The following is a 24,983-nucleotide window of genomic DNA, read 5'->3' as shown; positions in this document are numbered from 1 at the left end:
AATGAATGCTAAATTAGATAATGTAACAACCCAATATAGAAAATTTAACGAAAATCAGGTACTTACGGATGGGCAGTTAAATGAATTCATAGACTATTTCGAAGATCAGGACAGGCTCTCGAGAACACTTCTCAGCGGGGTAGGAATTGTGTGCGGATTCAAATCCACAATTACCAGTTCCGGTCTCATTACAGAAGTTATGGAAAAAATCGCTCCGCAAAAGGCTGAAAATGCTTTGGATACCATTGTGATTACCCAGGGAGCAGGCGTTACCACAGACGGAGATTTAATTACCCTTCGTACAGGAAAAGATAAGTCTTCAGACGTTACGATAGATTTCGAGGCCAAAAATTACAGATACTTCAGAGAGTATAAAGACAAAGTGAAGTATGATCATTTCCGAATCGGAGAAGAACAGATTCCTTTATTGGAACTGGCAACCGAAGACGAACTGAAGCAAATGAAAATTAAAGGATTAGACACAGGAAGTTTTAAAGATGTTAAAACCTTGGAAAAACTGAATGAAAAGATCATTATCCTTTATCTGGAAAGCTACTCTAATGATGAAACACCTTGTGAAGATGCGGATTGTGATAACACTGGAGCAGAGCAGGTTTCTGATCTTAAAGTGCTTTTGGCGGATTTTCAGTCGGTTTCAGATCTTATGACGAGCGGAAATGCAAAAGATACGCTGTATAAAATTCATAATTCTTACGAAGAACTTTTTGACCGCTTACCGAATATTGAGGCTAAAAGAGTGATCCTTGATCCTAAAGTTGAAACAGCAGACCAGTTAAAAACAAAATTTCGTAACGCCATGGATTCTATTTCGAAATTGTCCGATGGTTTTGGTGCTATTGCAGATACTTTTAAAATAGATCTTAACTTCAGTGGTTTATCGCTTTTTAATAAACTCAATACTTTATTGTCTGCATCTTCCCCAAGACTGGATGATTTTCAGTACAGATATGATCTCCTGAAAGATCTCATTGATACCTACAACGAAATAAAAGGACTGATCTTAAATCTGAATGTAGAATGTTGCCCGACTATTGCTTCATTCCCTAAACATTTGATGTTGGGATATGTCGGAGGTTCTTTGGAATTGGGTGAATATGCAGCTTTCCGTCACGGATTCTATCATTCTCCCATCACAACCCAGGATGATGAAAATTATGAAAGATTGATGTTATTAGCCAATCGTTTTGTGCAGAAAATCAATGGATTTCAATCTTATATCGGACCGGTTAAAATTACACCGTCCAATCTTTATGTAAGGTTAGGGGAAAAAGCAATTCCATATTATTATAACGTAGATAAACCATTACTGGATAAGTGGAATTTTGAAAAGACAAAAACAGACAGAGAAACGTATAATTTAAGTTATCATACTGCGAACTTATCATCAGAAGATTATGTTCAGAATCCTCTGAATTATAATATCGATAACAATGATTTCTACAGAATTGAAGGACATCTTGGATTGCCTTATGAAACAGCGGTACAGAATATTAATGATCTTAAAATGAAGTACGGACTGGCTTTTGACGTTAGCGTTTTACTTTTAAATGACGGTAAAAAAACAGACGATGAGCCTGAAGAACCAAGAAAGGTTTCCATTGAAGAACTCAGAAATAAATTATTGTCTATTTCCAATGATATCAGCAAAGAAACAGGAGACCCGAAGAACGCACTCCTTAATTTATCCAAATTAGACAGCGATCTTAAATTATTGAATAAAGCTAAATTTGAAACGCCTTCCGGATCATCAGACGACGTTACAATTGTAAAAGAAGATCCTAAAAAAGAAGAAATTGCTACAGAGCTTTTAAGCGATTTTTTAGAAAGAAAATCCGGCTTGGAGCATCTTTCCGGTGTAGAACCTGGCGGAACATTTGTTTTGATCGCAGAGTCGAAGGCAAACAATCAGGTTATTGCAGATTTCTCATTGTCTTATTTATGCTGTTCTAAAAAAGATCCTGTATTCTTATCATTACCTTCAGGTAAACTTTGCCAAAATGAAAAACCGGTTCTTATGACAATCGTTCCTTTGGATGGTCAGGTAAAAGCATTTGTAAACGGTACAGAAATATCCGCCATTACCCAGACCGGAGGACAAAGTTATTTTGATCCGGCATTAGTTGGCGCAGCTTATCTCGGCCAAACCATTACTTTCACAGTTAATGATGATCCTGTGGATACTCAAATGGTTGTTTACAAAAAGCCAGAAATTGTATCTGTAGCTTCAGGTTCCATAACATATAGCACTCCTACTACAGATCCTAACACCACAGACCCGGATGCAACAGTAGAATTTAATGTCACTGGAGATTTTACAGATCTTGATTTTACTTGGAATTTTGGTGATGGTAGCCAGATACATTATAACGAATTACCAACTAACAAAAAGACTCACACTTATAATCTTGTTTCCGGACAGGAGGAAACTTTTCATCCAACACTTACGGTAACAAACAAAAATGGATGTAGTAATGTATATGAATTGAGCCCTCTAAAATTAAAAGGACAATCAACCATTGCTTGTTTAAGTGGAATGAGGATTGTCGTTCAGTTTAGATATGGTCCAGACGGCACCCATACTTGTAATCGAGCTAGTTTTAATCTATTAGGAAACGGAGTATTGATAGAGGGTACAAAACCATATTCAGATCCTGTGATAAAAGGGAATATTCATTTAAGTAATACGAAAGGAAATCAAGACGCGGGTAATATTATTCCGGGCGGTCATCCATCAAGTAGATATAATGAAATTATTATAACGCAAGAAGAAGCGGAAGCGTTAGCAGCAGGAGCGAATGAAGGATTTGTACAATTTTCACTGGATTGTGCAATGCCTCCTAGCATTGGATGTCATACAGGTGTTGCTTTTACTCAGTTATTTTTAGCAAACGATTCTACACCTATTTATTCTGGTTATCCTGATGGAAATTTCTTAGAGATCAATCCTTGTACAGGAGTGACAAGATAACAATTAAATATAGCTTCATGGATAATGTGATTGTCTGTGAAGCATATTTAAAAATCTTAACAAATCATTAAAAATGAACAATAATGAATAATCAATTAAATAATATACCGGAGAAATACCGGAACTTTATTCAATTAAGTGATATATCGACCCGGTACCGCAAATTCAGCAAAGGACAATACATTGAGTATACTCAGTTCAATGAGTTTTTAGACTTTTTTGAAGATCAGGATCGCTTATCCAGAGTAATGCTTCAGGGGGTAGGTATAGTATGTGGTTTTAAACCTGAGCTTACCTATTCCAATAAAAAAATCAACAGCATAAAACTTTCGCAGGGAGTTGCAGTTACAACAGACGGAGATCTGCTTACCCTGAATAATACGAGTAAGGTAAGCGAAGAGTTATATGTAAGTGATTTAAAGACAATCAGCATTGATAGTAAAGAATATACTCACTTTAAAAAATACGACAATTTTAAAGTAAATTATCCTCCATTTTATGACGAAAACGGAGGACAGATTGAACTTTGGGAACTGGCGACAGTTCAGGAAGCAACTTCGGATTTTCAGCCTGTTGCTAATTTCTCAAATCTGGAAGATCAATATTTAATGCTCTATCTGGAAAGCTATGAGAAAGAAGTAAAGCCTTGTAGAGGCGTCGACTGTGACAACCACGGAATTCAGCAGATCCGAAATCTTAAAGTGTTGGTTACAAACGAACAGGGTGTTAATTATATTCTTCAGAAAGACCGTATTCAGCCGCATCCGTTATTTATAGAAGACATATTAGGAAGTGTAAAGCAGGAGCGCGTGATTCTGGAAAGGCTTATTCAGGAAAAAGGAATTGAAACAAGATTTTCCTATGCAGATTTAAAAAATATGTATGCCGATGTTTTAGAAAGAAACGGCTATGGTGAGCTGGTTTTTAGAAAAATCTACGAAATTTCTAAAATGTTTGGACTTCCTGTTGCGGATCATCTTACTTTTAAAAGTGTTTTGGAAGAATGTCTTAACCTGCCGTTTGGTTTTCAGTATGCTTATGATGTGGTAAAAGATTTAACGGCTACGTATTCCGAAATCATCAGACTGCTTCCTAAGACTTTTACAAAGTGCCTTCCCGATTTTGCTTCTTTTCCTAAGCATATGATGTTAGGGAAATTAAATTCAGAAACTCAGCTGGATTCTTCAAGACATCAGTTTTACAATTCTCCGGTCTTGGATGATGAAAAGGCGATGCAGAAAGTTAAAACATTAATTACCCGTTTCAATCAGCAGGTACAGAATTTTAAATATCCAAATCGTTTGGAAGGAGTAGAAAAAATTGGAAATGATCAACCAATAGAAGCGGAATCTGCGATTAAAATTACCCCGTCTCAAAAGTCAGAGTTCTTAGGGAATAAAGCAATCCCTTTATATTACAGGATTACAGATGATTTTCTCAAAGTCTGGGATTTTAATAAAGTAAGAACTCCGGCTTTCCGAAATAATGTAGGCTATAATTCTGGTCTTTTCTCACAAGAATCTTATGTGAGAAAACCTTTAGGTTTTAACATTGACAGAGCTTCATTTTATAATATTGAGGGACATCAGGGAATGCATTTTCAGGATGCATTTGATCAGATAAAAAAAATCAGAGATGAGCAACAGCTCGGATTTGATATCATGCTTTTGTCTTTCAAAGAATTATTGAAAAATAAAGATCTTTCAAAGGCGTATTTTAATGAATATATCGATAAATATTCGGGTTTAGAACACAAACACGGAGTTGAAAAAGGAGGTACTTTTATCATGGTGTATGATCATATTGGGAGAGATGAAGTTATTGTGGCAGATTTCTCGCTTCCGTACATCTGCTGTACACCGAAAGTGAAGATTAATCTTAGTTTACCTGATACGACTATTTGTGCCAAAGCAGAGAAAATTCCGTTTACTGTATTTCCTTTCAATGGCATCGTAACGGCAAATGTAGATTCTGATCTGAATGGTGGAGTAGAGTTAGTTGACGGATTATACTTCTTTAATCCTGCATCGGTAAGTCAGGAATTGCATAACCAGCTAATCAGTTTTAATGTTAACGGAAAACCTACTGATTGTACTATTACAGTGATTACAGAACCGCAGGTGAGAATTGTCGTGGAGAAAGTTGATATTCCTGAGTCTGATTCAACATCAACTGTTGTGAAATTCAAAATAACAGGAGAACATTTCATGGATTATCAGTATAGCTGGGATTTCCTTGATAATGGAAGTCAGGTAATTCAAAATCCGGATTCAAAAGGTTTTGTAACTCATGCGTTTAATAATCTTTCTCCGAGAAAAATTCCGAACATAAAAGTAAAAGTTATTGGAGGCGGATGTGAACAGAATGTATCTCTTGAAAATTGGTACGTAGAAACTCCCATCATTATAAAAGGTATCGTCTTCGAGAAAGGAGGAGATTGTTGTGAAGGAGCTAATGCAGCTCCGATAGCTCAGGCTAGTGCTTCTCAAACAACTATTCAATTACCTACTGATTCTGTAATGTTAATTGGCTCTTCAAGTTATGATTCTGACGGAACGATAGTTTCTTATGAATGGAAAAAAATAACTTCACCCTCTTTAAATGCGAATATTATAAGTCCAAATACAGCAGATACAACTGTTACTGGATTAGTTGAAGGAATATATAAATTTCAGCTTTTAGTTAAGGATAACAATGGTACTACGGCTACAGATGAAGTAATAATTACTGTAAATAAGGCGGACTTAATTCCTACACTTACTCAAACAGATAATACTACAACTGGTCCAGGAGGAACAAGGCAGCAAATTTTTAAAGTCGGACCAAACGTTTCAGCAGGCAATAAATTTCAAACAGGAGTTTATAGCGTTGTTCTTACTGTTGTAGCGACTTCTTCCGATACCCCGAATACGATTGCATTAAAGATGAGAGATTTAATTAACAATACTACAAGAGAGCAATGGAATCAATTTAATAGTGCGCCTACAAATGCGTCTGGATATCCTCCTAAAGCATCAGCATCGGGAGATTTATTAACAATAAGTCTTAACTATCAAAATCAGTTTTTTGGTAGCGCATCTATTAGTTAGAATATACGAAAGAAAAGATTGAAAAATCAATAATAATTATAAAAAATAAAATAATGGCAACAGAAACATGCAATATTTCGTTTAAGATAGATTACACATCTTCTAAGCCAATAAAAAGCGCAATTGCTTATTATAAAAATAAAAACGGAAGTCCGTCTGATCCATATTCCGAATACAATATAAATCCTATTCCAAGTTCTTCAGACACCGTAAAGCTTCCTTTTATTCAGGATGAAGGTGACTATGAGCTCATTGTAGAATTAATGGATGAAGATGGAGTTATAGCTAAAGAAAAAAGCTTATTTAAAATTGGAAATTGTAATCCTTCAGCTTGTGAAACACCAGTTATTAATAAAGTAGATGTACTTTCTAATGGACAAATCGTGATGGATTATACGGTCCTTAATTTAGGTTCCTGGTCACCAGAATACCAAATAGCAACAGATAGTAGTTTTGCAAAAATCGTTCACTCTAGAGTGGGATTTCAGTACAATCAAATTGAAAATATTCAAATGGATAGCGGAGATATTCCCAATGATACTGTTCTGTATATAAGGGCAAGAAAATATTGTACACCAGCAGGTACGGTTTCAGATTGGTCAAATGTTATACAATTTACATCTGGTACTTATTATCCAGTGTTAATAGCTTGGGATAATGCGGGAACAGATTTAAGTACTCATTATGATAATTCTTCAAGTGCATATCTTTATTCGGTAAGAATTTCCACTTATGAAGGTGCAATTAAAGCGACAGAATGGGAATTGACTGATGTTACTTTAGGCTCGGCTTGGGTTTTAGAAAATAACGGAAGTGGAACAACCTCTCACGCTTTTGGATTTGATCCTGTTAATCATAATTATTCGATGCGTTTAAAGGTTACTTATTCTAACGGGAAAATTTTATATAGTAATGTTATTAGCAGAGATTATAAAATTTCACAATTATACTCTTTCGGAGTAAGCTTTCATGATGATACCGCTTCTGCCTGCAGGACAACAAAAGATACTCATCTTTTAGGATTTGATACTTTAACGCCATATACTGGTTCACAATTATATGATAGTAACGGAACTCCTGTAACAGGTGGAAGCTATTCATATATAAAAATTTACAATTATGGTCAGCAAGTTGGAGATAAAGTATTTATGATTACAGGTACAACAGGTATCTTACAAAGATATATTCCTTGTATGTTAGATTAAAAAGAATAGATAGATTATAGATCTTAAGCAAAATTGCAACAGCAATAAATAGGTCCGTTTTCACTCGTTGTGAGACGGACTTTTTATTCTATGATAAAGCTTTCTATCACCTTCTGTTATTTTTACGTCTCGTACTGATGATATTGAAAAGTTTGGCAACATCCTGAAGATGAATTTCAAAATCTTCGTAATATTCATTCAGAGAATGAAGAGTGATAATGCCTCGTTCCACATCATGATTGATGATCCTTTTCACAAGAATCCCTTTTTCTTTGTGTACAATGACAAAATCCCACTTATCATAATGCAGCTTGCTCATCCAGTAATCCTGGCGGATATTTCTGCATAAAATAATATCGCCTTCAAGGTAACTTTCGTAGGAGCCGTCGTCCATACTGTCTCCCCGAACTTCGAAGCACATATATTCGCCGCGGTGTTCCACATCATCACTGAAAGGAATCGTGGGTAAACTTTCTATATATTCTTCGTCCGCAAACCTACTCAGATATCCGGCTTGTGCGTATTGGTTCGCCAGCGGAACATACATGATCTTTAAATCTGAATAAGCAAGAGGAGAAGCACTGTTATCCGGTTTCTGCTGCTGTTCCTGCAAAAGGTTTTTCACAAAATAAGCAGTGGTTTCCGGTATTTTTCTTTCGCCTTTTTCCCAGTATTGGACGGCTCTCGTACCAACTCCTATCGCCTCGGCGATCTCGGCCTGCTTCATCTTTAATTTCTTTCTGATCTCTTTAAATTCTATGTTGGTCATTTTGATATGTTTATCGTTATTTATGAAAAAATACGCAAAATATTTTTCTTTTTTATTTTGATATACGAACAATGTTCGTATATTTGTCTCGTTGTTAAAACAGAATACGGCAAATGTACAAAAATTATCACAACAATTTAATACATATTTGATGCTTTTTATTTTTTTTGGTTTAATATAGGTTGTTAATCAAATATTTAAAATTGTTTGTGTACATTTTGTTTACAGAAAGAAGATAAACGTTCAGTAATACAAAACAATGTAAAAAGTGCGTTTTTATATTTGTGAGAATGTTTTTATTATTGACTTTAAATTCTTTTTTCCGAAAAATGTGCATTTTTTTAACCGGTAATGCGAACATTTGCTGTTTTGTTTTAACGACCATAAACACAGACCGTGAAAATGTAAGACAAAGATGCTGTTCAGATTATAAAATATCGATTCATTATAACTGTCAGTAGTAATTTAAAGACATTCCAAAGCGGGGAATCTGAGTTTGCAGAAAGAAATTCATTTTTTAACATGAGTTTGTTTAAACTTTTTTAAATAAAGAGATTCTTGCTGGAAGAAGCAAAGACGCAAGATTTTATTGGTCTCAGATCTTTTGAGGTGCAGGAAAATCCAAGATTTTCAACAAGGATTGATGCTTAATTTATCGCAGATAAAATCTTTGCGCCTTAAGCCAAGACCGTATGTAATGAATATTTTGCGCCCTTGCTATTAAGATTAAACAAATTGTATATGAAGATACTTTTCGCAGACGAAGGAAAATAAAATTCAGGAAGACAGGCCGATGAAATTGCGCCGGAAAATACAGGAAGCTGACTTCTGGGAATTAAAATCAAACAACATCATTAAACATCTTTTCAGAGGCAGAATTTAAGCCTTTGCAGGATTTTATTGACTCAACTGATCAAAAAAAGACACGAAAAATTATTTTATTAAAACAACTTTTAACCTTTTTAAAAATGAAACGTAGTAAAGAACTTGTAGAGAAAAGAAAAGACTTTGTCAACGATTATGTAAAACGCAATCAGGACAAACAAATGAAAGTTATTGTAACCGAGCTTACGGAGATGCTGTTTTTGTCGGAAAGAACCATTTACAACATCATTCAGGAGTAAAACGGAAAAACAAAAGTCATTAAAGATCCGCATTTCGTGCGGCTTCCTCAGGACAATCTTTTACAACTGATCCACCATCACAAAAAATTAGAGCCGGAAAATTATATTCTAAAAAGCTTAAGACCAAGCAGCCGCACAGTTCAGTGCTTCTAATTCAATCTGCCCATCAGATCAATAAAAGATTGTCTTTTTGTTATCCATTTAATTTATAGAGAATTACAGCAAGGTAAAAACTGTTTTACTTTCCGGAACGATGCTTTTGAGGCTAAAGATTAACCTGCAATACAATGGTTTCGAAAGTAACAGGAAGAAATTGAAAATTAAAAATCAGCATTAATAAATTTTGGTAGTCATGGAAAAAGAAGAGAACAAAAAAATTAAAGAAAACTTAGAAAAATTTCAGGATCCCGATAGAGACATCAGTGATCTTATAGACGAGCTGGCTTACCTCAGCGAAAACGAAAACATCGAAACGAGCAGAAAATTTCTGGATGATATGTATATGCTCGATCAGGACGATTAACAACCTAGCGTTGTAAAAAATCAATTTTAATAAATAATAATATGAAGAATGAATTTAGATAGTATAAAAGCCCTCCTCATCGGAACTGCCATTGCATTTTCGGGAGGACTGTTAAGAGTATTGATCTCTATACAGAACAAAGAAAAAAAGAGACCTTGGGAACATATCATCACCTTAATTATCGTGATTATTGTCGGTTTCACCATGAGCTATGTCATGAAAAGTGCCGAACTCCACAACAAATGGTATTCCACAGGAATATTGTTTGTACTCGGTTATGGCTACGACAAGTTCCTGAAAATGATTACCACCAATCTTCCTAACTGGATTGATACTACCATGAATCTTTACATCGGAAACCAGCCAAACAGACAGCCTGAAGAAGAAAAAGAGAAGAAAGAAGAGATAAAATAAAGAACAAAGAAATCCTCCGAAGCAGGACAAATATCAAAAACAATTAATTATTGTTGTTAAAAACCAACATCTGAAAACGTCATTACATGAAGCAGGCTAAACTCCTTTAAAATACTATTTGAATCTTGTGTACTAAGCTTTAGGAAAAGTGGGTTGGAATAAAATTGTAGTGCAGTAAGGCTAAAATATAGTGTATTGGAGTATGGAACGAGTGAGCAGTGATAAAAATGTACTGTAGTAAGCTTAAAATATTAAGCAGTAAGCAATAGAAAAGGTGAGCAATAGTAAAAATGTACTTTAGTAAACTTAAAATGTTAAGCAGTAAGCAGCAGAAAAGGTGAGCAGTGATAAAGTTACAGAACATTAAGCCTTCAATCTAAGACAGTGGAATGTAAATGGAGAATATTTTATTAAAATTGCTATACAGCAAGCTTTCAATCCATAACAGTGGAATATAAATATAGAATACTGCAATAAAAATACATCACAGTAAGCTTTCGGTACAGGACAGTGGAGCGTAGAGGAAGAATACTGCAATAAAGTTGCATAACAGTAAATGTACCATTTAGAAAATCAGGGCAAAAAAAATGATTTTTTAAACTTATGTGCTCTTTTTCCCATTTAAGCATTAAAATTAAAAAAACTTAAGTGTTAAACTCTTTTGCATCTTTTGTGGTAAAAAAGTTTAAAGGAGGAAAAATACTGCAATAAACTTGCATAACAGTAAACGTCCAATTAAATAATCAGACATTAAATCTTTGTTTTTTTTAACTTATGTGCTCTTTTTTTCATTTAAGCATTAAACTTAAAAAAACTAAAGTGTTAAACTCTTTTGCATCCTTTGTGGTAAAAAAGTTTAAAGGAGGAAGAGTACTGCAATAAAATTGCATAACAGTAAACGTCCCATTTAAAATAATCAATAATCTTTGATTTTTTTAACTTATGTGCTCTTTTTTTTCCATTAAAGCATTAAACTAAAAAAAACTAAAGTGTTTAAATCTTTTGCATCCTTTGTGGTAAAAGTTTAAAATAAATTTCTGTATTGCCGTCATCAGAAATCATTTCGGGAAACCACTTACTGCAACTACAGAATCCTCCGCTTCAAAAAAGGCTTATTCTCCTTAAAAATTCTGAATTTTGAATCTGGAATTTCAGCCGGATCAAAAGAAAAAAGCACAGCACTTCCGATTTCTCATCATAACGCTGTGTACACCTTACAGGCAGTAAAATCTTAAAAAAATACGTTACCGCGTCTGATTTTTCAGTTCCATCAGGTACGGTAAAGCGCAGCTCCATTGTTGTGCTTTACGTGCCTTTTAAACAAAATATAATTAAAAAACACCAAGTCAATGAAAGCAGCAAAACCTGTAGAAAAAGACAATAAAAACCATCATAGCCAGAGCAAAAAGCAGAAGGCTAAAAAGCCGGTGGTGGTACCTCTGCCCGTGGCGGAAGTTGCTCCTTTACAAACCCAAAAACCGGAAGAATCTGCAGCTCTCGCAGGATTCGCAATCCCGAATATCAATAAGACGAATGCAAACGGAATTATCGCTCCGGTTCACGGTTCACAGACCATTTATGATCAGGGTTCCGAAATAGCATATGGTAGATTTCAGGGAAGTATGACAGAAACCGGGGATATCAATCATCCGGATACCAAAGAACAGGAAAAAGATTATATATCGACTCTTAATGTCGACCAGATAAAAGATTATCATGATCTGAAATCCGGAACGTATCTGCCGAAAACGTTGGAGGAACAGGCAGCAGCTCATCAAATGGTTAAAAATCAGAAAACTGCTGCGAAAACGATAGACGAAAAAGAAGCATTAAAAAAGATTAGCAGTAAATCACAAACGTTAAAACCTATTATAGACCAAAAGCCAAAAGAGAGAAAAATTGAGATTAAAACACCTCCGATTAAGCCGATTTTATACAAAGTCAATACTAGTGGCTCAAAAACGAGGATTGATAAAAATATATTCACTCATTCGGGGAATGTCAAAATTAAGGATGGAAAAAAATCTAATAATAATCTAAATACAAAAACTAAGATAGAAAAAGATGACAATTTTGTCATTCCAAAAAATATTCAACCTGTTGTTACTCCAAGAATGGATAAGGCTGTTGATAGCGAACAAGCTGAAATTGCTCCCGATGCACAAACAACACTCAATATCGTTGGATTGGTTGCGGCTGCACAAGAGTTTAGAGATCAGGGTGTAGAAGCCAGGTCTCAGGTGAAGACTCAAAATGAAGCTGCGAATGCGTTAAAAAGTAAAATTAAAGAGGTTCAAAAAGAAATTCAAAAATCAGATGCTGATTTAGAGAAATCAGAAGATAGCATAGAAAGTAAAGAAGCTCTCATCCGTAAATTGGAAAAAGGACTGGAAACCTCAGTAAAAAGACAACAAAAGGTAGAACAGGAAGTTGGAATCTATCAACAAGAATATAATAAAAATAAGACCAAGGCAAGTGATTTCAATAGTGAAGCAAAAAATTTACTTAGTGGATCTCAAAAACATCAAGATCCCAAAAATGCTGATTCCGGAACCCTCACTAGAAAATTAAATGAATTAAGTACTAACGCGGATACGATAAATCAAGCTGTAACTCAGGCAGGAAATACAACTCAAAAACTGTCTCAAGAAGCTCAACAATCTAAAGCTAAAAATGCAAAAATACAGAGCGAAATATTGTCTTCCAGAGCATCAATATTAAAATCAAAAGCTAAACTGGCATCAGATACTAAAAAGAATAATGAAGCAAAAAGAGAGTTAGGAAAACTTACTCCTAAGCTAAAACAGGTAGAATCGCAAAGTAAAAAATTAAACCAGGAAGCAGACGGATTAATAAAAGATTCTTATGCTATCGAACGTGAGGTTATAAAAACTCAAAATGCTTACTATGCCAACATGGCAACAGTTGAGGGACGAAACAGCTTAATACAAAAAGAAAAAGATAAAATTCAAAAGGCTCCTAAAGAGCTTAATCAGGCAGAAAGTTTATTAATTGATTTTGCAAAATTAAAAACAGAAGAGCAACAGGTAGCTTTCTTAAGAAAATTAAGCCCAAGCGAACAAAATTTACTAAAAGATAAATTTGAAGAAGTAAATGCTAATTACGATAAAGATCAAGCAGAACATCAAGGTTTAATCGAGCAAAATGTTGAAAGCATTAGAAACGCTCAAATAGAAGTTTATAATAACAAACGTAAAGATGCCTTACAAAAACCATTAAACTTAGTTACCAAAAATCTGAACAGGATTACCGGTTTAAAAAGACTATGGATGTCTATTTCTATTGCGTTTTCAGATATTTGGAATGACGTTACGTCTATTACATGGACAGATGTGGGTAAATTCATCGAATCTATTTTCAATCCAAAAGCGTGGTATGAGGCAATTTCAGGCTCTATAAGTGGAATCTGGGATGATTTAACAAACTGGAAAGGATTCTCAGAAGATCCCGTAGGAATGATTCTTCAAAAAGCCGCCGGAATAGCCAATAAAGTACTGGTCATAGCTGGCGTAATTACAGGAATATTAGGAATATTAACAGTAGCTGCTGCCGTAGGATCTTTCTTCACTCTTGGTGGTTTGGCGCCGTTAGTTGCCTGGTTGGGAGGAGCTGCCATAACAATGGGAACTATAACATTCTGGGTTGGAGCGATTACATTAGGATTGAATATATTAAACGGAATTAAAAACATTTATGACGTACATACGGCAAAAACGGCTGATGTTTTATTCAAAAATTCTGGCGAATTAAAAAGTGATATTACCAATTCAGGTATGGCTATTTTGGCAATGATAGGTGGAAAAGCCTCGAAAAAAGGAGGAGCTTCCATAAAAGATCTGGCAAAAAGAAACCCGAAAACTTTTGGTAAGCGAATGTTTATTAACTTAAAAAATGGTCTTAAAGCACAAATTTTATTTTTACCTAGATTAATAGCCTCCGCTTTTAAAAAAGATAGATGGATCAAGTTATCTCAAAGTTTTAAAGCAGCTTATAAGAAGGCAAACAATTGGGTAGTTAAATCTTTCAAAAAAGAAAATACTAAACCGAAAGTAAAAAAACAATCTTTCAACCCAGAGCAGTATTCGGAATTTATTGATACTCCTGAAAATTTAATGGGTGGTAAAACACCAGAACTTAATCTAAATAATTATTTATCAAAAGTTGAGATTATGAATTATGAGAAAGCTTTAATTTCTGCAGATCCTAAAGTTTTAAAAGAAATAAATTATCAATACAATCAATACAAATTGATTAACTTCGTTAAAAGTTATAAATATAATCCGAAGGCTTTCACAGAAGCAGTAAAAAGTTATGAAAAATTCTTTGGAGAGAATGGATGGTATCACTTTTGGGAAAAAACACCCGATATTAAAGAATCATTTAAAGTTATTAAAAATTTAAAACGTAGAAATAAGTTATTACCTACCGGTACTGCAACTAATCTTGAACTTGCCTCCACTCATGTTTTTACTGTTGAGGGAGGAGTAACAAACGTTCCTGCGCGTTTTGCCCCTACTTGGTGGGGTGAATATAACAGTCAGATATATAGAAATCTAAAAAGTGCCTTGAAAAAACTTAGAAAAGTTAAAGAACGAAATATGAATGGAAAAACGGTATATAGCGGACGTATGTTGACTTTAGATTATTTTGAATCAACTTTAAAGAATGGAAAAGGTAAAGAAATAGCTTTTGAAGCCGGAATGGTATCATCTTCATTAAAGAGAGAAGTTGCCGAAGGATTTGTCGAACTTTCAGCAAAGAATGCAGGAAAAGGAGAAAAGGTAGCCGTTATTAGAATAATAGAAACTGTAGAAGGTGTATATATTGATGACTTGTCTGATTGGGGTAACAACCTTGGACGTACAAGACATTCTAATGCTAATCCTCCTTCTACAATGATACAAGAAGAAGTTCTTATGAATGAAGGATATTTTCTTCAAACCTCAGAACCAAAACTTGTGAAAGAAGTTAAAGGAATAAAATATTATGAAATACAATATAAAGAACTAGTAAAACCATTAAAATAAAAAATATGATTTTTGCAATATACGATTTCACACCCTTCAAAAATGAATTACCAGAGTTTAATTTAAAATTATTATTAAATATAGAAGATTTAAACAATTCTATTTTTAATGAGGTATTTAATATTCTAAGCCTAGAGCAACAAGCACAGTACATTTCATTTAAAGAATCTGATAAGAGTGAAAAATATAGAAAAGAAAGAAATGCTCAATTACCTTATATAGATTTCAACAATTTGCCCGAAACTCTTGACGATATTTTATTGGAAAAAATTATGTTGTATCAAAAAGACGGAGAAGTCAGAAGAGCTATTTACGATTCATTATCAGAAGATCACAAAAGCCAAATTGCTTTGTTTAATTCAAAAATATACGAAGAAGAAAAAGCCAGAAAAAGAGCCTTAATGTCAGAAGAAGAAAAAAGAAAAGAAAAAGAATGGTGGGATAATTATAATGCAGATTCTACTCCACGTTTTATGGGTAATATGGGCGAACCAGCCAATGCTGACGAATATGTATTAAGATACGGAAGAAATCCCTTTACCGGAGAACCTGAAACTGTTGAAAGTTTTTATAAAAAATATACCATTACTGAAACAGGAGAGATTGTTCCAAAGGAAAATAAGGAGTAACCATTAATTTTATATCTTTATAACAGAGTAAATAAATTGTAACGAGGCTATCTCAAAATGAGATAGCCTCATTTTTATTAAACAAAATAAATATGAGTATGGATGTACTAATTTAGTGTCCAGTTAAAGTTAAGCATAAAACCTTAATTTTAACTTATGAAACGAGAGAGAAAAATCTACGCTCCTGCTTTTAAAACTAGGGCTGTTCAGCTAAGCAAAGAACGAACTAATGTTTCAGAACTCGCAAGGGAACTGGGAATCGCAGTCACGCTACTTTACAAATGGCGTAAAGAGTATGAAGAATTTAGGGAAGGAAGTTTTCCGGGAAATGGAAATTTAAAACTAACACCCGAACAGGAAAAGATTCATGAGCTGGAAAAAAAGCTGAAAGATGCGGAACTGGAACGCGATATATTAAAAAAAGCAATCGGCATCTTCTCCAAGAGCGGTCGATGAAATATAAATTCATAAAAAATAATGAATCTGTATTCCCGATTGAAAAGATGTGTCAGATTTTACAGCTAAGTTCCAGCGGTTATTACAAATGGAAAAACAGGCCGAGTGGCAAAAGATTGCTTTTGAAAGAAAAAATAAAACAGCAAATCACTTCAATTTATTTCTCATCAAAACAACGTTATGGAAGTCCAAGGATTACTTTTGAATTGAATTCTTTGGGTTATAAAATCTCCAGAATAACTGTTGCAAAATATATGAAAGAGCTGGGTCTGAGAAGTAAACTGAGCAAGAAATTTAAAGTAACTACGAATTCTAAACACAATTACTTGGTAGCAGAAAATGTGTTGGACAGGCATTTTATTGCCGATAAACCTGCGCAAGTCTGGGTTTCTGATATTACCTATATTCAAACCAAAGAAGGATTTTTGTATTTGACAACAGTGATTGATTTATATGATCGGAAAATTATTGGATGGAGTTTGAGTAAAGGGATGAGTACTGGGGAAACAAGCCTTGCAGCTTGGAAAATGGCTTTCAAAAACAGGAAAATAGGGGAAAGTCTAATTTTTCATAGCGACCGAGGTGTTCAATATGCAAGCAGAAAATTTGCAAATACTTTGGAATTTTATGGTATTACAAGAAGTATGAGCCGCAGAGGAAATTGCTGGGATAATGCCGTGGCTGAAAGCTTTTTTAAATCCTTGAAAACGGAACTCATTTATGGAAACAAGCTCATTTCAAAAGAAAAAAATGGAGTTGGAAATTTTTGAATACATTGAAATCTGGTACAACAAAAAAAGAAGGCATAGTGCATTGAATTACCAAACTATTGAAGAGTTTAACAATCAAAACAAAATTTATCAAAATGTAGCTTAACTTATACTGGAATTTCTATTTGCATATCCATGGATCGATATATAAATCATATGCATAAAGAATTAAAATATCCGGAAGGGTATGAAGTGCATCAGGCATTTGATAGATATCCTGAGTTGAAAGGAAATCATGATGGTGTAAAACATATTAAATATTATAGTAATGGAACAGATGAACACATATTTTTTGAATCTTTTTAAATAATAATTATGTATAAAATTTTAGAATCAAGAATGATAAAAGATCCTTTTTTAATTAAAGATATTGTAGAATTTAATTACTACAAAATGTATGATAAATTGAGTAATAAAAAGATTATTCTAAAACCCAGTATTAAACTTGGAACTCCTTATAAAAACTTAGAAAATATTATCCAACAATTAGATAGCAAAAAAGATTATTTATTAATTGATGGTTTTATCCATTTATCAAAAAGATCTGTTAATAATAAGATCTATATTATTAATTACGAAGAATTATTAGTGTGGATAAATGAAATAGATGATTATTTTGAGGGTCCTGTTAATATAATGCCAGTTGAAAAAAGTAATCCTGATTCATATGCAAATGCAACTAAAATTTTTTCTGTAATAGAAGAAGGAGTCTTCTTTTTATTTTAATGAAAATTATTGATAACATATATTAATCTTAAACTGATGGCTTCCGAAAGTAAAATCTTCCGGAAGTTTTTATATTCCCTTTATGCTTTCCTTAAAATTATATTAATATAACCCGTTGTGCATTATGATAAAAAAAGATAAAGTTGTTCATTAGATTGGTAATCAATAATTTTTTTTTACTGCAAAATGTTTACAATGAACAACTTGAGAGCAATTATGAAAGAATATTGGAATTTTTACAAAAAAATATCAAATGATCATCTTTTAAAGCATCAGCGTCGAACTCCAAAGTTGGATTGGCAGATCGGATCACAGTAAATTTCCGTATTGCCGTCATCAGAAATCATTTCGGGAAACCACTTACTGCAACTACAGAATCCTCCGCACCAAAAAAGGCTTATTCTCCTTAAAAATTCTGAATTTTGAATCTGGAATTTCAGCCGGATCAAAAGAAAAAAAGCACAGCACCTCCGATTTCTCATCATAACGCTGTGTACACCTTACAGGCAGTAAAATCTTAAAAAACTACGTTACCGGATCTGATTTTTCAGTTCCATCAGGTACGGTAAAGCACGGCTTCCATTGTTGTGCTTTACGTGCCTTTTAAACAAAATATAATTAAAAAACACCAAGTCAATGAAAGCAGCAAAACCTGTAGAAAAAGACAATAAAAACCATCATAGCAAGAGCAAAAAGCAGAAGGCTAAAAAGCCGGTGGTGGTACCTCTGCCCGTGGCGGAAGTGGCTCCTTTACAAACCCAAAAACCGGAAGAATCTACAGCTCTCGCAGGATTCGCAACCCCGAATATCAATAAGACGAATGCAAACGGAATTATCGCTCCGGTTCACGGTTAACAGACCATTTACGATCAGGGTTCCGGGATCATGTTTAAAAAGCATCAGGAAAGTCTGGCAGAAACAGGAGATATCAATCATCCGCAAACAAAAAAAGCGGAAAAAAATTATACTTCTACGCTGAACATTAGTCAGGTTAAAGATTATCATGATCTGAAATCCGGAACGTATGTGCCGAAAACGTTGGAGGAACAGGCAGATAACAACAAAATAAAAAATCGAGAGACTGTGTCTGAATTGATACTTCAAACGGGAGGAGATGATAAAAAGAAGAAAAATAAAGGAGCAAACCAAGAAAATAGTAATGAGAGGGTAGAATCACATCTGATTAAGATAAAACCCAATCAACATTATGAAGGTAAGCTTATATCTTCAGACGAACAACTCGACCGATTCGCGGAGAGTCAAATGAAACTTACCCGAAAGCTTAATTGGGGAAAGTTGGGTGAGGATTTTATACAGAAACTTGTAAAAACAGGAGGAACTATCAACTATAGCATTTCACTCAAAAATGAAGTTGTTGCCCAAGAAATTGCTGATTTATCAGAAGACAAGAAAAGTTTTTTACAAAATACTGATAGCAAATTACAAAGTCTTGTTTTGCTGGATTTACTCAAGGAACTCAGCCCGGCAGAAGTTGCTGATTTTAAAAGTAAAACTACTGCCGAAAGCAGTAATTCAAAAGATATTGAGAATTCTTTACGCAAGTATATAAAAGATAGAAACCTACGGAAAAAGGAAAATGATAAGAGAGAATCTATAACAAACTCACTTACGGGTAACAGTATGATAGATGTTTATCACAAATATAAAGCTTATCAAAAATCACAAAAGGTAGTAGATGATTGGCACAAAAATCCCAAACATGAAAGAGCTGTTCCGGATAATTTGTTAGAAAATGCTCATAGTGATTTTTCTATTTTTGAGCAAGCAGCTAAGGCAATGGGATATACCACGACGGAATTTATAAAACTTATAAACCAGTATGAGATTGCTTTCAGAAAAGAGACTGTACATATAGCCGAAGATGGGTTACAAAAGTATCGTCATACACTTTTTGAGCAAAAAAAGAAATTACTTGATGACGCTTTTTTAACAAATTTATTAGCGAAAATAAAAGCTTCTAAGGCTAAGGAAAGTTATAAGGAAGCAAGTCGAGCTAGTGCAGGTGCATCGGGTATGGCTTTTGCTGAAAGACCGACAGATAAAGATCGTAGTTTTGGCCAAGAAATGAAAGCTCTTGCCATTTCGAAAAAAACAGAAGGAAATAATGCTATCGGTTCGCTTTCCTCAACCACACCTTTGGTACAAGATAATGGTTTCGATAAGGAAGGTCTTGCCAACATAGAAACCAAGCAGGAACTTCGCAATTTCTTGGCAAATTATATTAGTGATCAGGAAGCGAATATAACAAGAATTATTAAAAATTTACATGCCGACCAAGGGCTTTCGATCTATGGTTATGCAAATTTACTTGAAAAATCAAAAGAGCAACAAGGAATAGCTAAAGACAGTATTTTTGATTTGATAATAGCTGATAAAGAAAGTACTAGACATATTATAGAAGGATTATTAATAGGAGTTTTGGCAGTTGCATTAGGATTGCTTACATTTGGTACAGGGACTGTTGCAGTGCTCTTGGCTGCAGGAGTAAGTGCTTATTTAACGTATGAAGAAATAGAAACTTACCGTACACAGCTTGCTGCGTATAAGGTAAATATCTCTGAAGATGAACCAAGTGCAGTTTGGGTAATTATTGCGGTTGTAGGTTCCGTATTGGATATTGCTGCTGTGGCAAAAATATCAAGTAAGTTGGTAAAAGCAGGTAGAGTTTTTGAAGAATCAAAGAGTATAAACCAAACTAGAAAAATACTTACTGAAGCAGACTTAGATCCTGCAACTCAGGAAAAAGTCATAAAGGCATTAAAAGATGACTTAAACAGAGCTAAGGCAGCACTTAAAAATAAAATTAAAGAAAATACTATAAAGCACACAGAGCTAAAGGTTGATATAAAAGAATCATTAAATAAGGCTAAAAATAGTGCTTTTACGACAAATGTGTTTGTAAATCCTGAGTTTGCCACCAAGCTACTACCATTGGCAGTTAAGTACATAAAAAGTGGCGTGCTAAGCTTTGAGAAATTTTTGCTAGAATTACAAGCTGCAAAAATAATTAAAGAAATAGATAAATTATCATCTGAAGAATTATCTTTGCTTAGAAAAACATTTGAAGACGCAAAATCTTTGGCTAAAGAGAATGATGAGCTTGCTGATGTTGAAAAAGGGCTGGGGGATAATGATATATCTACAATGCGGGAAATTGAAAAGAATGCAGGAGATATACTTGCCCAAAATATTATTAAAGGACTGAGAGGAAAAGGAATATCACAAGATATAATAGATCAGATAATTATACGCTCTAAATATATTGATGCAGAATTAAGGAACACAAAAATGTCTGAAATTGTAGACTATCTATCCAATAATCCTAAATTTAAAAACCCCGAAGATTTGTTAGAAAATTTAGATGGATGTTTTACAGGAAATACAGTCAAAAGCGATAGAGCTTTATCCTTATTGAATGAATTTCTTGAAGGGAAATATTGGATGGAAAGAGGTGAAAGAGTTATTATATCAAAAAAATTAACACCTGGAAAAACTCCTGATAACGAAGTAGATGTTATTATAATAACTGGAGCTAATAAAGGTATTATAGAATGTAAACGACCAAATGTTACTGGAGCAAATTCTGAAAACAATGTATATGCTAATCTTCAACTAATTTTAAAGAAATTTAATAGTGAGAGAAAACTGACTCAGCAATGGAAAGATATATACCCGAAAAAATTTGGGCAAATTGAGATTGCTAATGGAGCGTTTACAAGTTTAAATACAGCAGAAGAGTTTGTAAATGCAGTTAAAAATAAAGGAATTATAGGTACTGGCGATGGAAAAATGTTCACTCTAAGTGAATTAAAAAGCCTAGAAGAATTGCATATTTTAGTAAATGACAAAAGAATAATAGTTAAACCTAATGATTGGTAATGGAAAAAATTTCAAATAAATATTGGGCAGATGGAGAATTGTTTGCCTCTTATGGATATTATTTTAATAATATAGAACAAAATATAGAGTTATTTATAGATAAATATCTTAGTGTTGCGATAAAATATGGTATCAACCTACCATCGCTAGTTGATGATTGCAATACTTATGATATACAATATTTAAAAGAACAATATATCAAAAGTGATGAAATATTGACACGACTTTTACTTCGAAAGAGTTATTCAAACAAAATTGAACAGTACATTACGATATCCCATATGTTTTTAAATGATTATAATGGGCATATAAAAGCTATGATATATAAAGATCTAGATTTTTTTATCAAAATTGCTCATAACGATGAAATATCTGTAAAAAGTTATTATATAGGTTTACAAACTAATGCTTTTTTCAGTGAAATTGAAGGGTATAATCAAGATGGTAATAGAATCTATGTTGATAATTCTGAGTTGTCATTTCTTAATACTACCAGACTAAATAGTTATATTAGAGATTTAACAATTTTAATGTTTGAATTTGGGGCAGAAGAGTTTGATTTTAGTAATGAATATGATATTTATGATAAGAATGGTATATCAGAATTGTATGAAGATATTTATTTAAAAATTAAAGGAGAAGTTCTTTTTTACGAAGACATCTACGATTTATTACCCGAAGAACATAAGTATAAACCATTTGAGGAAATACAGGTAGAATTGGATGACACTAACTATAAAAAATATTTGGAAAACAAAAAATAAACAACTATTTGTTGTATCCCACTAAACGTATAAATGGGTTCTTGCCTAAAAAACTCCGCAAAGTCAAAAAGCATTTGCGGAGTTTTTTGTAATTCAAACCCGATAAATCCCGATCTCTCGGATTTGTAATCCGCGACATCGGATTTATTATTTAGAACTAAATAATTATACCAATGGAAGAAATTAAAAAGATTATAGAAGATTATATTTGTATAGAAAACGAATGTCTTAAAGCAAAATGGGATATTGAAAAAACAGATGACGAAGTATCTGAGTTGAATACAAGAATGCAATTATTCTTTCATTCAATTGTTGCAAAAATTAGTCTTGAGAGAACAGGTTATGAATTTACTGATGACGATGATATAATTTTTGCAAAAAAGAAATATGAAAAAATAATCCCACGAACCTTATTTCAAATTAAGCAATATAAAAATCCAAAAGTAGGAGAAGGATTAGAAAGATGGTTAGTTAATGATGAACTTTTTGCGTGTTATACAAGTTATACAGAAGATACAGGAAGAGCGTTAGGATATAATAAACTTTTTTATGTAGCCGAAACAAATGAAGGGATAAAAATAATATATGATTTAACTTTTGGTGTTAAAGAACCAGAATGGCGTCACTCACACGATTTAAAAATAAATCAGGTGAAAAATCCAGGAGAACTTATGGCTGTTGAAAAATATCAGGCTCCGGAGGAAGCTAATAGCTTAGCAGATTATAATGCAGAGTAAAACAATTTATAATTAAAATTAAAGCGAAATTTCATTTGAAGTTTCGCTTTTTTTACGACAAAATATTTAAAGTTTTACATACATGATGAATCAAAAATTGGAAATAGTTATTTTTGTTAGCTATCCAATTTTCTTTTGAATATTCTAAGAAATTTATAAGGCGATAAGTAAGTTATATAAAATGCTTTTAAAAGTAGGAATATTATCAAGAGACATATGGGATAATCATGTCGTTAAAAAAATAGAGTAATCATGAAAATAAACAAAATTCATTCCGATTTAAAGGAAGTTTATAAGGATAAAGAAGTTAAAAGAAAATTCTATATTGAGTTTGATGCTGAAGACCAAAAAGCAAAACTCATGCAACTTTTAAAAAAAGGTTATTGGTCGGTAATGCCTTTTAGTTTTTATGGTCATAAAAGTAATAATATTTTAGCCTTTCAATTGGTTCCTAATAAAAATATATTTCAGGAAGTTCCTATTTTATCTTTTGACAAGACGTATCAAGAGTGTTTTACATTTGCACCCAATATAAAAGCAACTATTCCGATGTCTAACTTAAAATTTATGACAAAGCCGGTACTAGTACAACAGCTCCAGAAGGAAATAGAGGATGCCATAATATTATCCAAACCATTTTTTGATTATTTTGGAGGTGGAGATCTGGAATTTTTAAAGCAGTTTTTATTTTCAGAATCCAATAAGGAGCGTTTTGAAAATGCTGAAGAGTATAAAGAAGATTTTTATAAAGAATTCTGGAGTCATTATTACAATACTCCAGAAAATACAAAAGCTTTTGAATTGTTTGATAAACTTATCAGGAGATTAACATATTTGCCGGAGTACGAAGATGTTGATAACGATTATGGACTTTGGAATAACTATATAGGCAATGTTCTTGCTAAAAGAGCATACTCAAGAATTAAAATAGAAGATAATGATAAATGGAAACATTATTGGCGCTGTGCACAATTACCTCATGGTTTTGATTGTAATGACGATGACATAGAGAAATATAGAATAGGTGAAGGAAGTTCGATTTTTTTACAAAAATCTATTTCAAGTTCATTTGATTCAGAATGGGAAGAACAATACGCAATTTTTCCTGAAGAAGTGCAGAAACATCCTCTTTTTGAAGCTACGGAAGCCATTGGAAAAGTAAAAGATTATGCAGGTGATCTACACATTAAAGCTGCTGTGATATTAGAAAAAGAATATAATGATCACATAGGCTGCTGGAATGCTTTAATTAGCGCAAGTTATTGGGCGGGGAAAAGAGGTGATCTGGATGGAGTGGAAATGTCTTGGGGATTGGATATTGATCTTTCCAGAACCCATGGCTGGACTGAGATTCATAATATTTTATCTGAACAGATGGAATTTTACTATCATTACAAAGATAAGATCTAAAAGTTTATCTCTTATCTTAAAACGAAGTTTCTATTTTTTAGAAGCTTCGTTTTTTTAATTTAGAAAAGTAATTTGTTACTTTTGATTTAATAGTACCCCAAAATCTAAAATAAGCTTATGATGGAATTAAGTAAATATAAAATTATCGTAGAACCTAATAAAAAATACTTTTGATAATCCTAATATTTTTGATCAAAAAGGGAACTTTTTTAGAAAAACACAATCTTTTGGAGAATTTTTTTTGATAAATATAAAGACTTGTTATTAGCTGCCATGCAAGGATTTTATAGCATTACAAATGGCTATTCTTATTATTGGGAGGGTAAAATACCTGCAAGAACGGAAGGGTAAAAAACAAGTGAACGCGGAATAATAAACATACTTCCTTTAGATGAATTATTTCAAAAGCATAGTGTTATTGAACTTGAAG

General features: G+C 33.2%; 15 protein-coding genes and 1 pseudogene. 15 read left to right on the top strand and 1 reads right to left on the bottom strand.

Features of this window, described 5'->3' with window-relative positions:
- The first annotated feature begins 1 nt into the window (after position 1).
- The 3 genes from B0E34_RS16530 to B0E34_RS16520 all read left to right on the top strand — a co-directional run bounded on the left by B0E34_RS16530 (position 2) and on the right by B0E34_RS16520 (position 7,283).
- Positions 2-2,989, top strand: coding sequence for a PKD domain-containing protein (locus B0E34_RS16530; RefSeq protein ID WP_087711243.1), 2,988 nt, complete (start codon positions 2-4; stop codon positions 2,987-2,989).
- A gap of 83 nt (positions 2,990-3,072) precedes the next feature.
- Positions 3,073-6,078, top strand: a complete 3,006-nt coding sequence (locus B0E34_RS16525; protein ID WP_123956676.1) for a PKD domain-containing protein — start codon at positions 3,073-3,075, stop codon at positions 6,076-6,078.
- Positions 6,079-6,131: 53 nt separating this feature from the next.
- Entirely contained in the window at positions 6,132-7,283 is a 1,152-nt protein-coding gene (locus B0E34_RS16520; RefSeq protein ID WP_087711239.1) for a hypothetical protein, read from the top strand.
- A 106-nt stretch (positions 7,284-7,389) separates the two neighbouring features.
- Here B0E34_RS16520 and B0E34_RS16515 read toward each other — a convergent pair whose 3' ends face one another.
- Positions 7,390-8,052, bottom strand: coding sequence for a S24 family peptidase (locus B0E34_RS16515; RefSeq protein ID WP_087711543.1), 663 nt, complete (start codon positions 8,050-8,052; stop codon positions 7,390-7,392).
- Positions 8,053-9,020: 968 nt separating this feature from the next.
- On the opposite strand from B0E34_RS16515, the gene B0E34_RS21385 reads away from it, so the two are divergent.
- From B0E34_RS21385 to B0E34_RS16445, 12 genes and pseudogenes are all read left to right on the top strand, one after another.
- Complete coding sequence (locus B0E34_RS21385) at positions 9,021-9,176, top strand: hypothetical protein (RefSeq protein ID WP_157967284.1); 156 nt, start codon at positions 9,021-9,023, stop codon at positions 9,174-9,176.
- 352 nt (positions 9,177-9,528) lie between these two features.
- On the top strand, positions 9,529-9,699 hold the full coding sequence (locus tag B0E34_RS21380) for a hypothetical protein (RefSeq protein ID WP_157967283.1): 171 nt from the start codon (positions 9,529-9,531) through the stop codon (positions 9,697-9,699).
- Positions 9,700-9,747: 48 nt separating this feature from the next.
- A complete protein-coding gene (locus B0E34_RS16500) occupies positions 9,748-10,113 on the top strand; it encodes a hypothetical protein (RefSeq protein WP_076394835.1) in 366 nt (121 codons plus the stop codon).
- Between the two features lie 1,349 nt (positions 10,114-11,462).
- Positions 11,463-15,161: a coiled-coil domain-containing protein gene (locus B0E34_RS16490; RefSeq protein WP_087711231.1), complete on the top strand. Its 3,699-nt coding sequence runs from the start codon at positions 11,463-11,465 to the stop codon at positions 15,159-15,161.
- Between the two features lie 5 nt (positions 15,162-15,166).
- Positions 15,167-15,790: a hypothetical protein gene (locus B0E34_RS16485; protein WP_087711230.1), complete on the top strand. Its 624-nt coding sequence runs from the start codon at positions 15,167-15,169 to the stop codon at positions 15,788-15,790.
- A gap of 156 nt (positions 15,791-15,946) precedes the next feature.
- Positions 15,947-17,122, top strand: a pseudogene (locus B0E34_RS16475) (IS3 family transposase).
- A gap of 209 nt (positions 17,123-17,331) precedes the next feature.
- Positions 17,332-17,742, top strand: coding sequence for a hypothetical protein (locus tag B0E34_RS16470; protein ID WP_087711228.1), 411 nt, complete (start codon positions 17,332-17,334; stop codon positions 17,740-17,742).
- A gap of 636 nt (positions 17,743-18,378) precedes the next feature.
- Entirely contained in the window at positions 18,379-18,597 is a 219-nt protein-coding gene (locus B0E34_RS16465) for a hypothetical protein (protein WP_087711226.1), read from the top strand.
- A gap of 30 nt (positions 18,598-18,627) precedes the next feature.
- Complete coding sequence (locus tag B0E34_RS16460; RefSeq protein ID WP_087711224.1) at positions 18,628-21,642, top strand: hypothetical protein; 3,015 nt, start codon at positions 18,628-18,630, stop codon at positions 21,640-21,642.
- The gene (locus tag B0E34_RS16455) at positions 21,642-22,406 is read left to right on the top strand and encodes a hypothetical protein (protein WP_123956674.1); all 765 of its coding nucleotides are present in this window, start codon (positions 21,642-21,644) and stop codon (positions 22,404-22,406) included. The genes B0E34_RS16460 and B0E34_RS16455 overlap by 1 nt, the downstream gene beginning before the upstream one ends.
- A gap of 173 nt (positions 22,407-22,579) precedes the next feature.
- Positions 22,580-23,143 (top strand): hypothetical protein, encoded by a 564-nt coding sequence (locus B0E34_RS16450; protein ID WP_087711221.1) that lies wholly within the window; start codon positions 22,580-22,582, stop codon positions 23,141-23,143.
- A gap of 252 nt (positions 23,144-23,395) precedes the next feature.
- A complete protein-coding gene (locus B0E34_RS16445; RefSeq protein WP_087711219.1) occupies positions 23,396-24,553 on the top strand; it encodes a hypothetical protein in 1,158 nt (385 codons plus the stop codon).
- Positions 24,554-24,983: the final 430 nt, after the last annotated feature.

Source organism: Chryseobacterium mucoviscidosis, from assembly GCF_002177115.1.
In the GTDB taxonomy this organism is placed as follows: domain Bacteria; phylum Bacteroidota; class Bacteroidia; order Flavobacteriales; family Weeksellaceae; genus Chryseobacterium; species Chryseobacterium mucoviscidosis.
This window is presented reverse-complemented; position numbering and strand designations above follow the sequence as displayed.

Excerpts from the sequence above, each read along its gene's own strand:
- B0E34_RS16530 (WP_087711243.1), top strand. The coding sequence starts at position 2 with ATGAATGCTAAATTAGATAATGTAACAACCCAATATAGAAAATTTAAC.
- B0E34_RS21385 (WP_157967284.1), top strand. The coding sequence starts at position 9,021 with ATGAAACGTAGTAAAGAACTTGTAGAGAAAAGAAAAGACTTTGTCAAC.
- B0E34_RS16450 (WP_087711221.1), top strand. The coding sequence starts at position 22,580 with ATGGAAGAAATTAAAAAGATTATAGAAGATTATATTTGTATAGAAAAC.
- B0E34_RS16515 (WP_087711543.1), bottom strand. The coding sequence starts at position 8,052 with ATGACCAACATAGAATTTAAAGAGATCAGAAAGAAATTAAAGATGAAG.
- B0E34_RS16455 (WP_123956674.1), top strand. The coding sequence starts at position 21,642 with ATGGAAAAAATTTCAAATAAATATTGGGCAGATGGAGAATTGTTTGCC.
- B0E34_RS16470 (WP_087711228.1), top strand. The coding sequence starts at position 17,332 with ATGTATAAAATTTTAGAATCAAGAATGATAAAAGATCCTTTTTTAATT.
- B0E34_RS16500 (WP_076394835.1), top strand. The coding sequence starts at position 9,748 with ATGAATTTAGATAGTATAAAAGCCCTCCTCATCGGAACTGCCATTGCA.
- B0E34_RS16460 (WP_087711224.1), top strand. The coding sequence starts at position 18,628 with ATGTTTAAAAAGCATCAGGAAAGTCTGGCAGAAACAGGAGATATCAAT.
- B0E34_RS16520 (WP_087711239.1), top strand. The coding sequence starts at position 6,132 with ATGGCAACAGAAACATGCAATATTTCGTTTAAGATAGATTACACATCT.
- B0E34_RS16490 (WP_087711231.1), top strand. The coding sequence starts at position 11,463 with ATGAAAGCAGCAAAACCTGTAGAAAAAGACAATAAAAACCATCATAGC.
- B0E34_RS16485 (WP_087711230.1), top strand. The coding sequence starts at position 15,167 with ATGATTTTTGCAATATACGATTTCACACCCTTCAAAAATGAATTACCA.
- B0E34_RS16465 (WP_087711226.1), top strand. The coding sequence starts at position 18,379 with ATGAAAGCAGCAAAACCTGTAGAAAAAGACAATAAAAACCATCATAGC.
- B0E34_RS16525 (WP_123956676.1), top strand. The coding sequence starts at position 3,073 with ATGAATAATCAATTAAATAATATACCGGAGAAATACCGGAACTTTATT.
- B0E34_RS21380 (WP_157967283.1), top strand. The coding sequence starts at position 9,529 with ATGGAAAAAGAAGAGAACAAAAAAATTAAAGAAAACTTAGAAAAATTT.
- B0E34_RS16445 (WP_087711219.1), top strand. The coding sequence starts at position 23,396 with ATGAAAATAAACAAAATTCATTCCGATTTAAAGGAAGTTTATAAGGAT.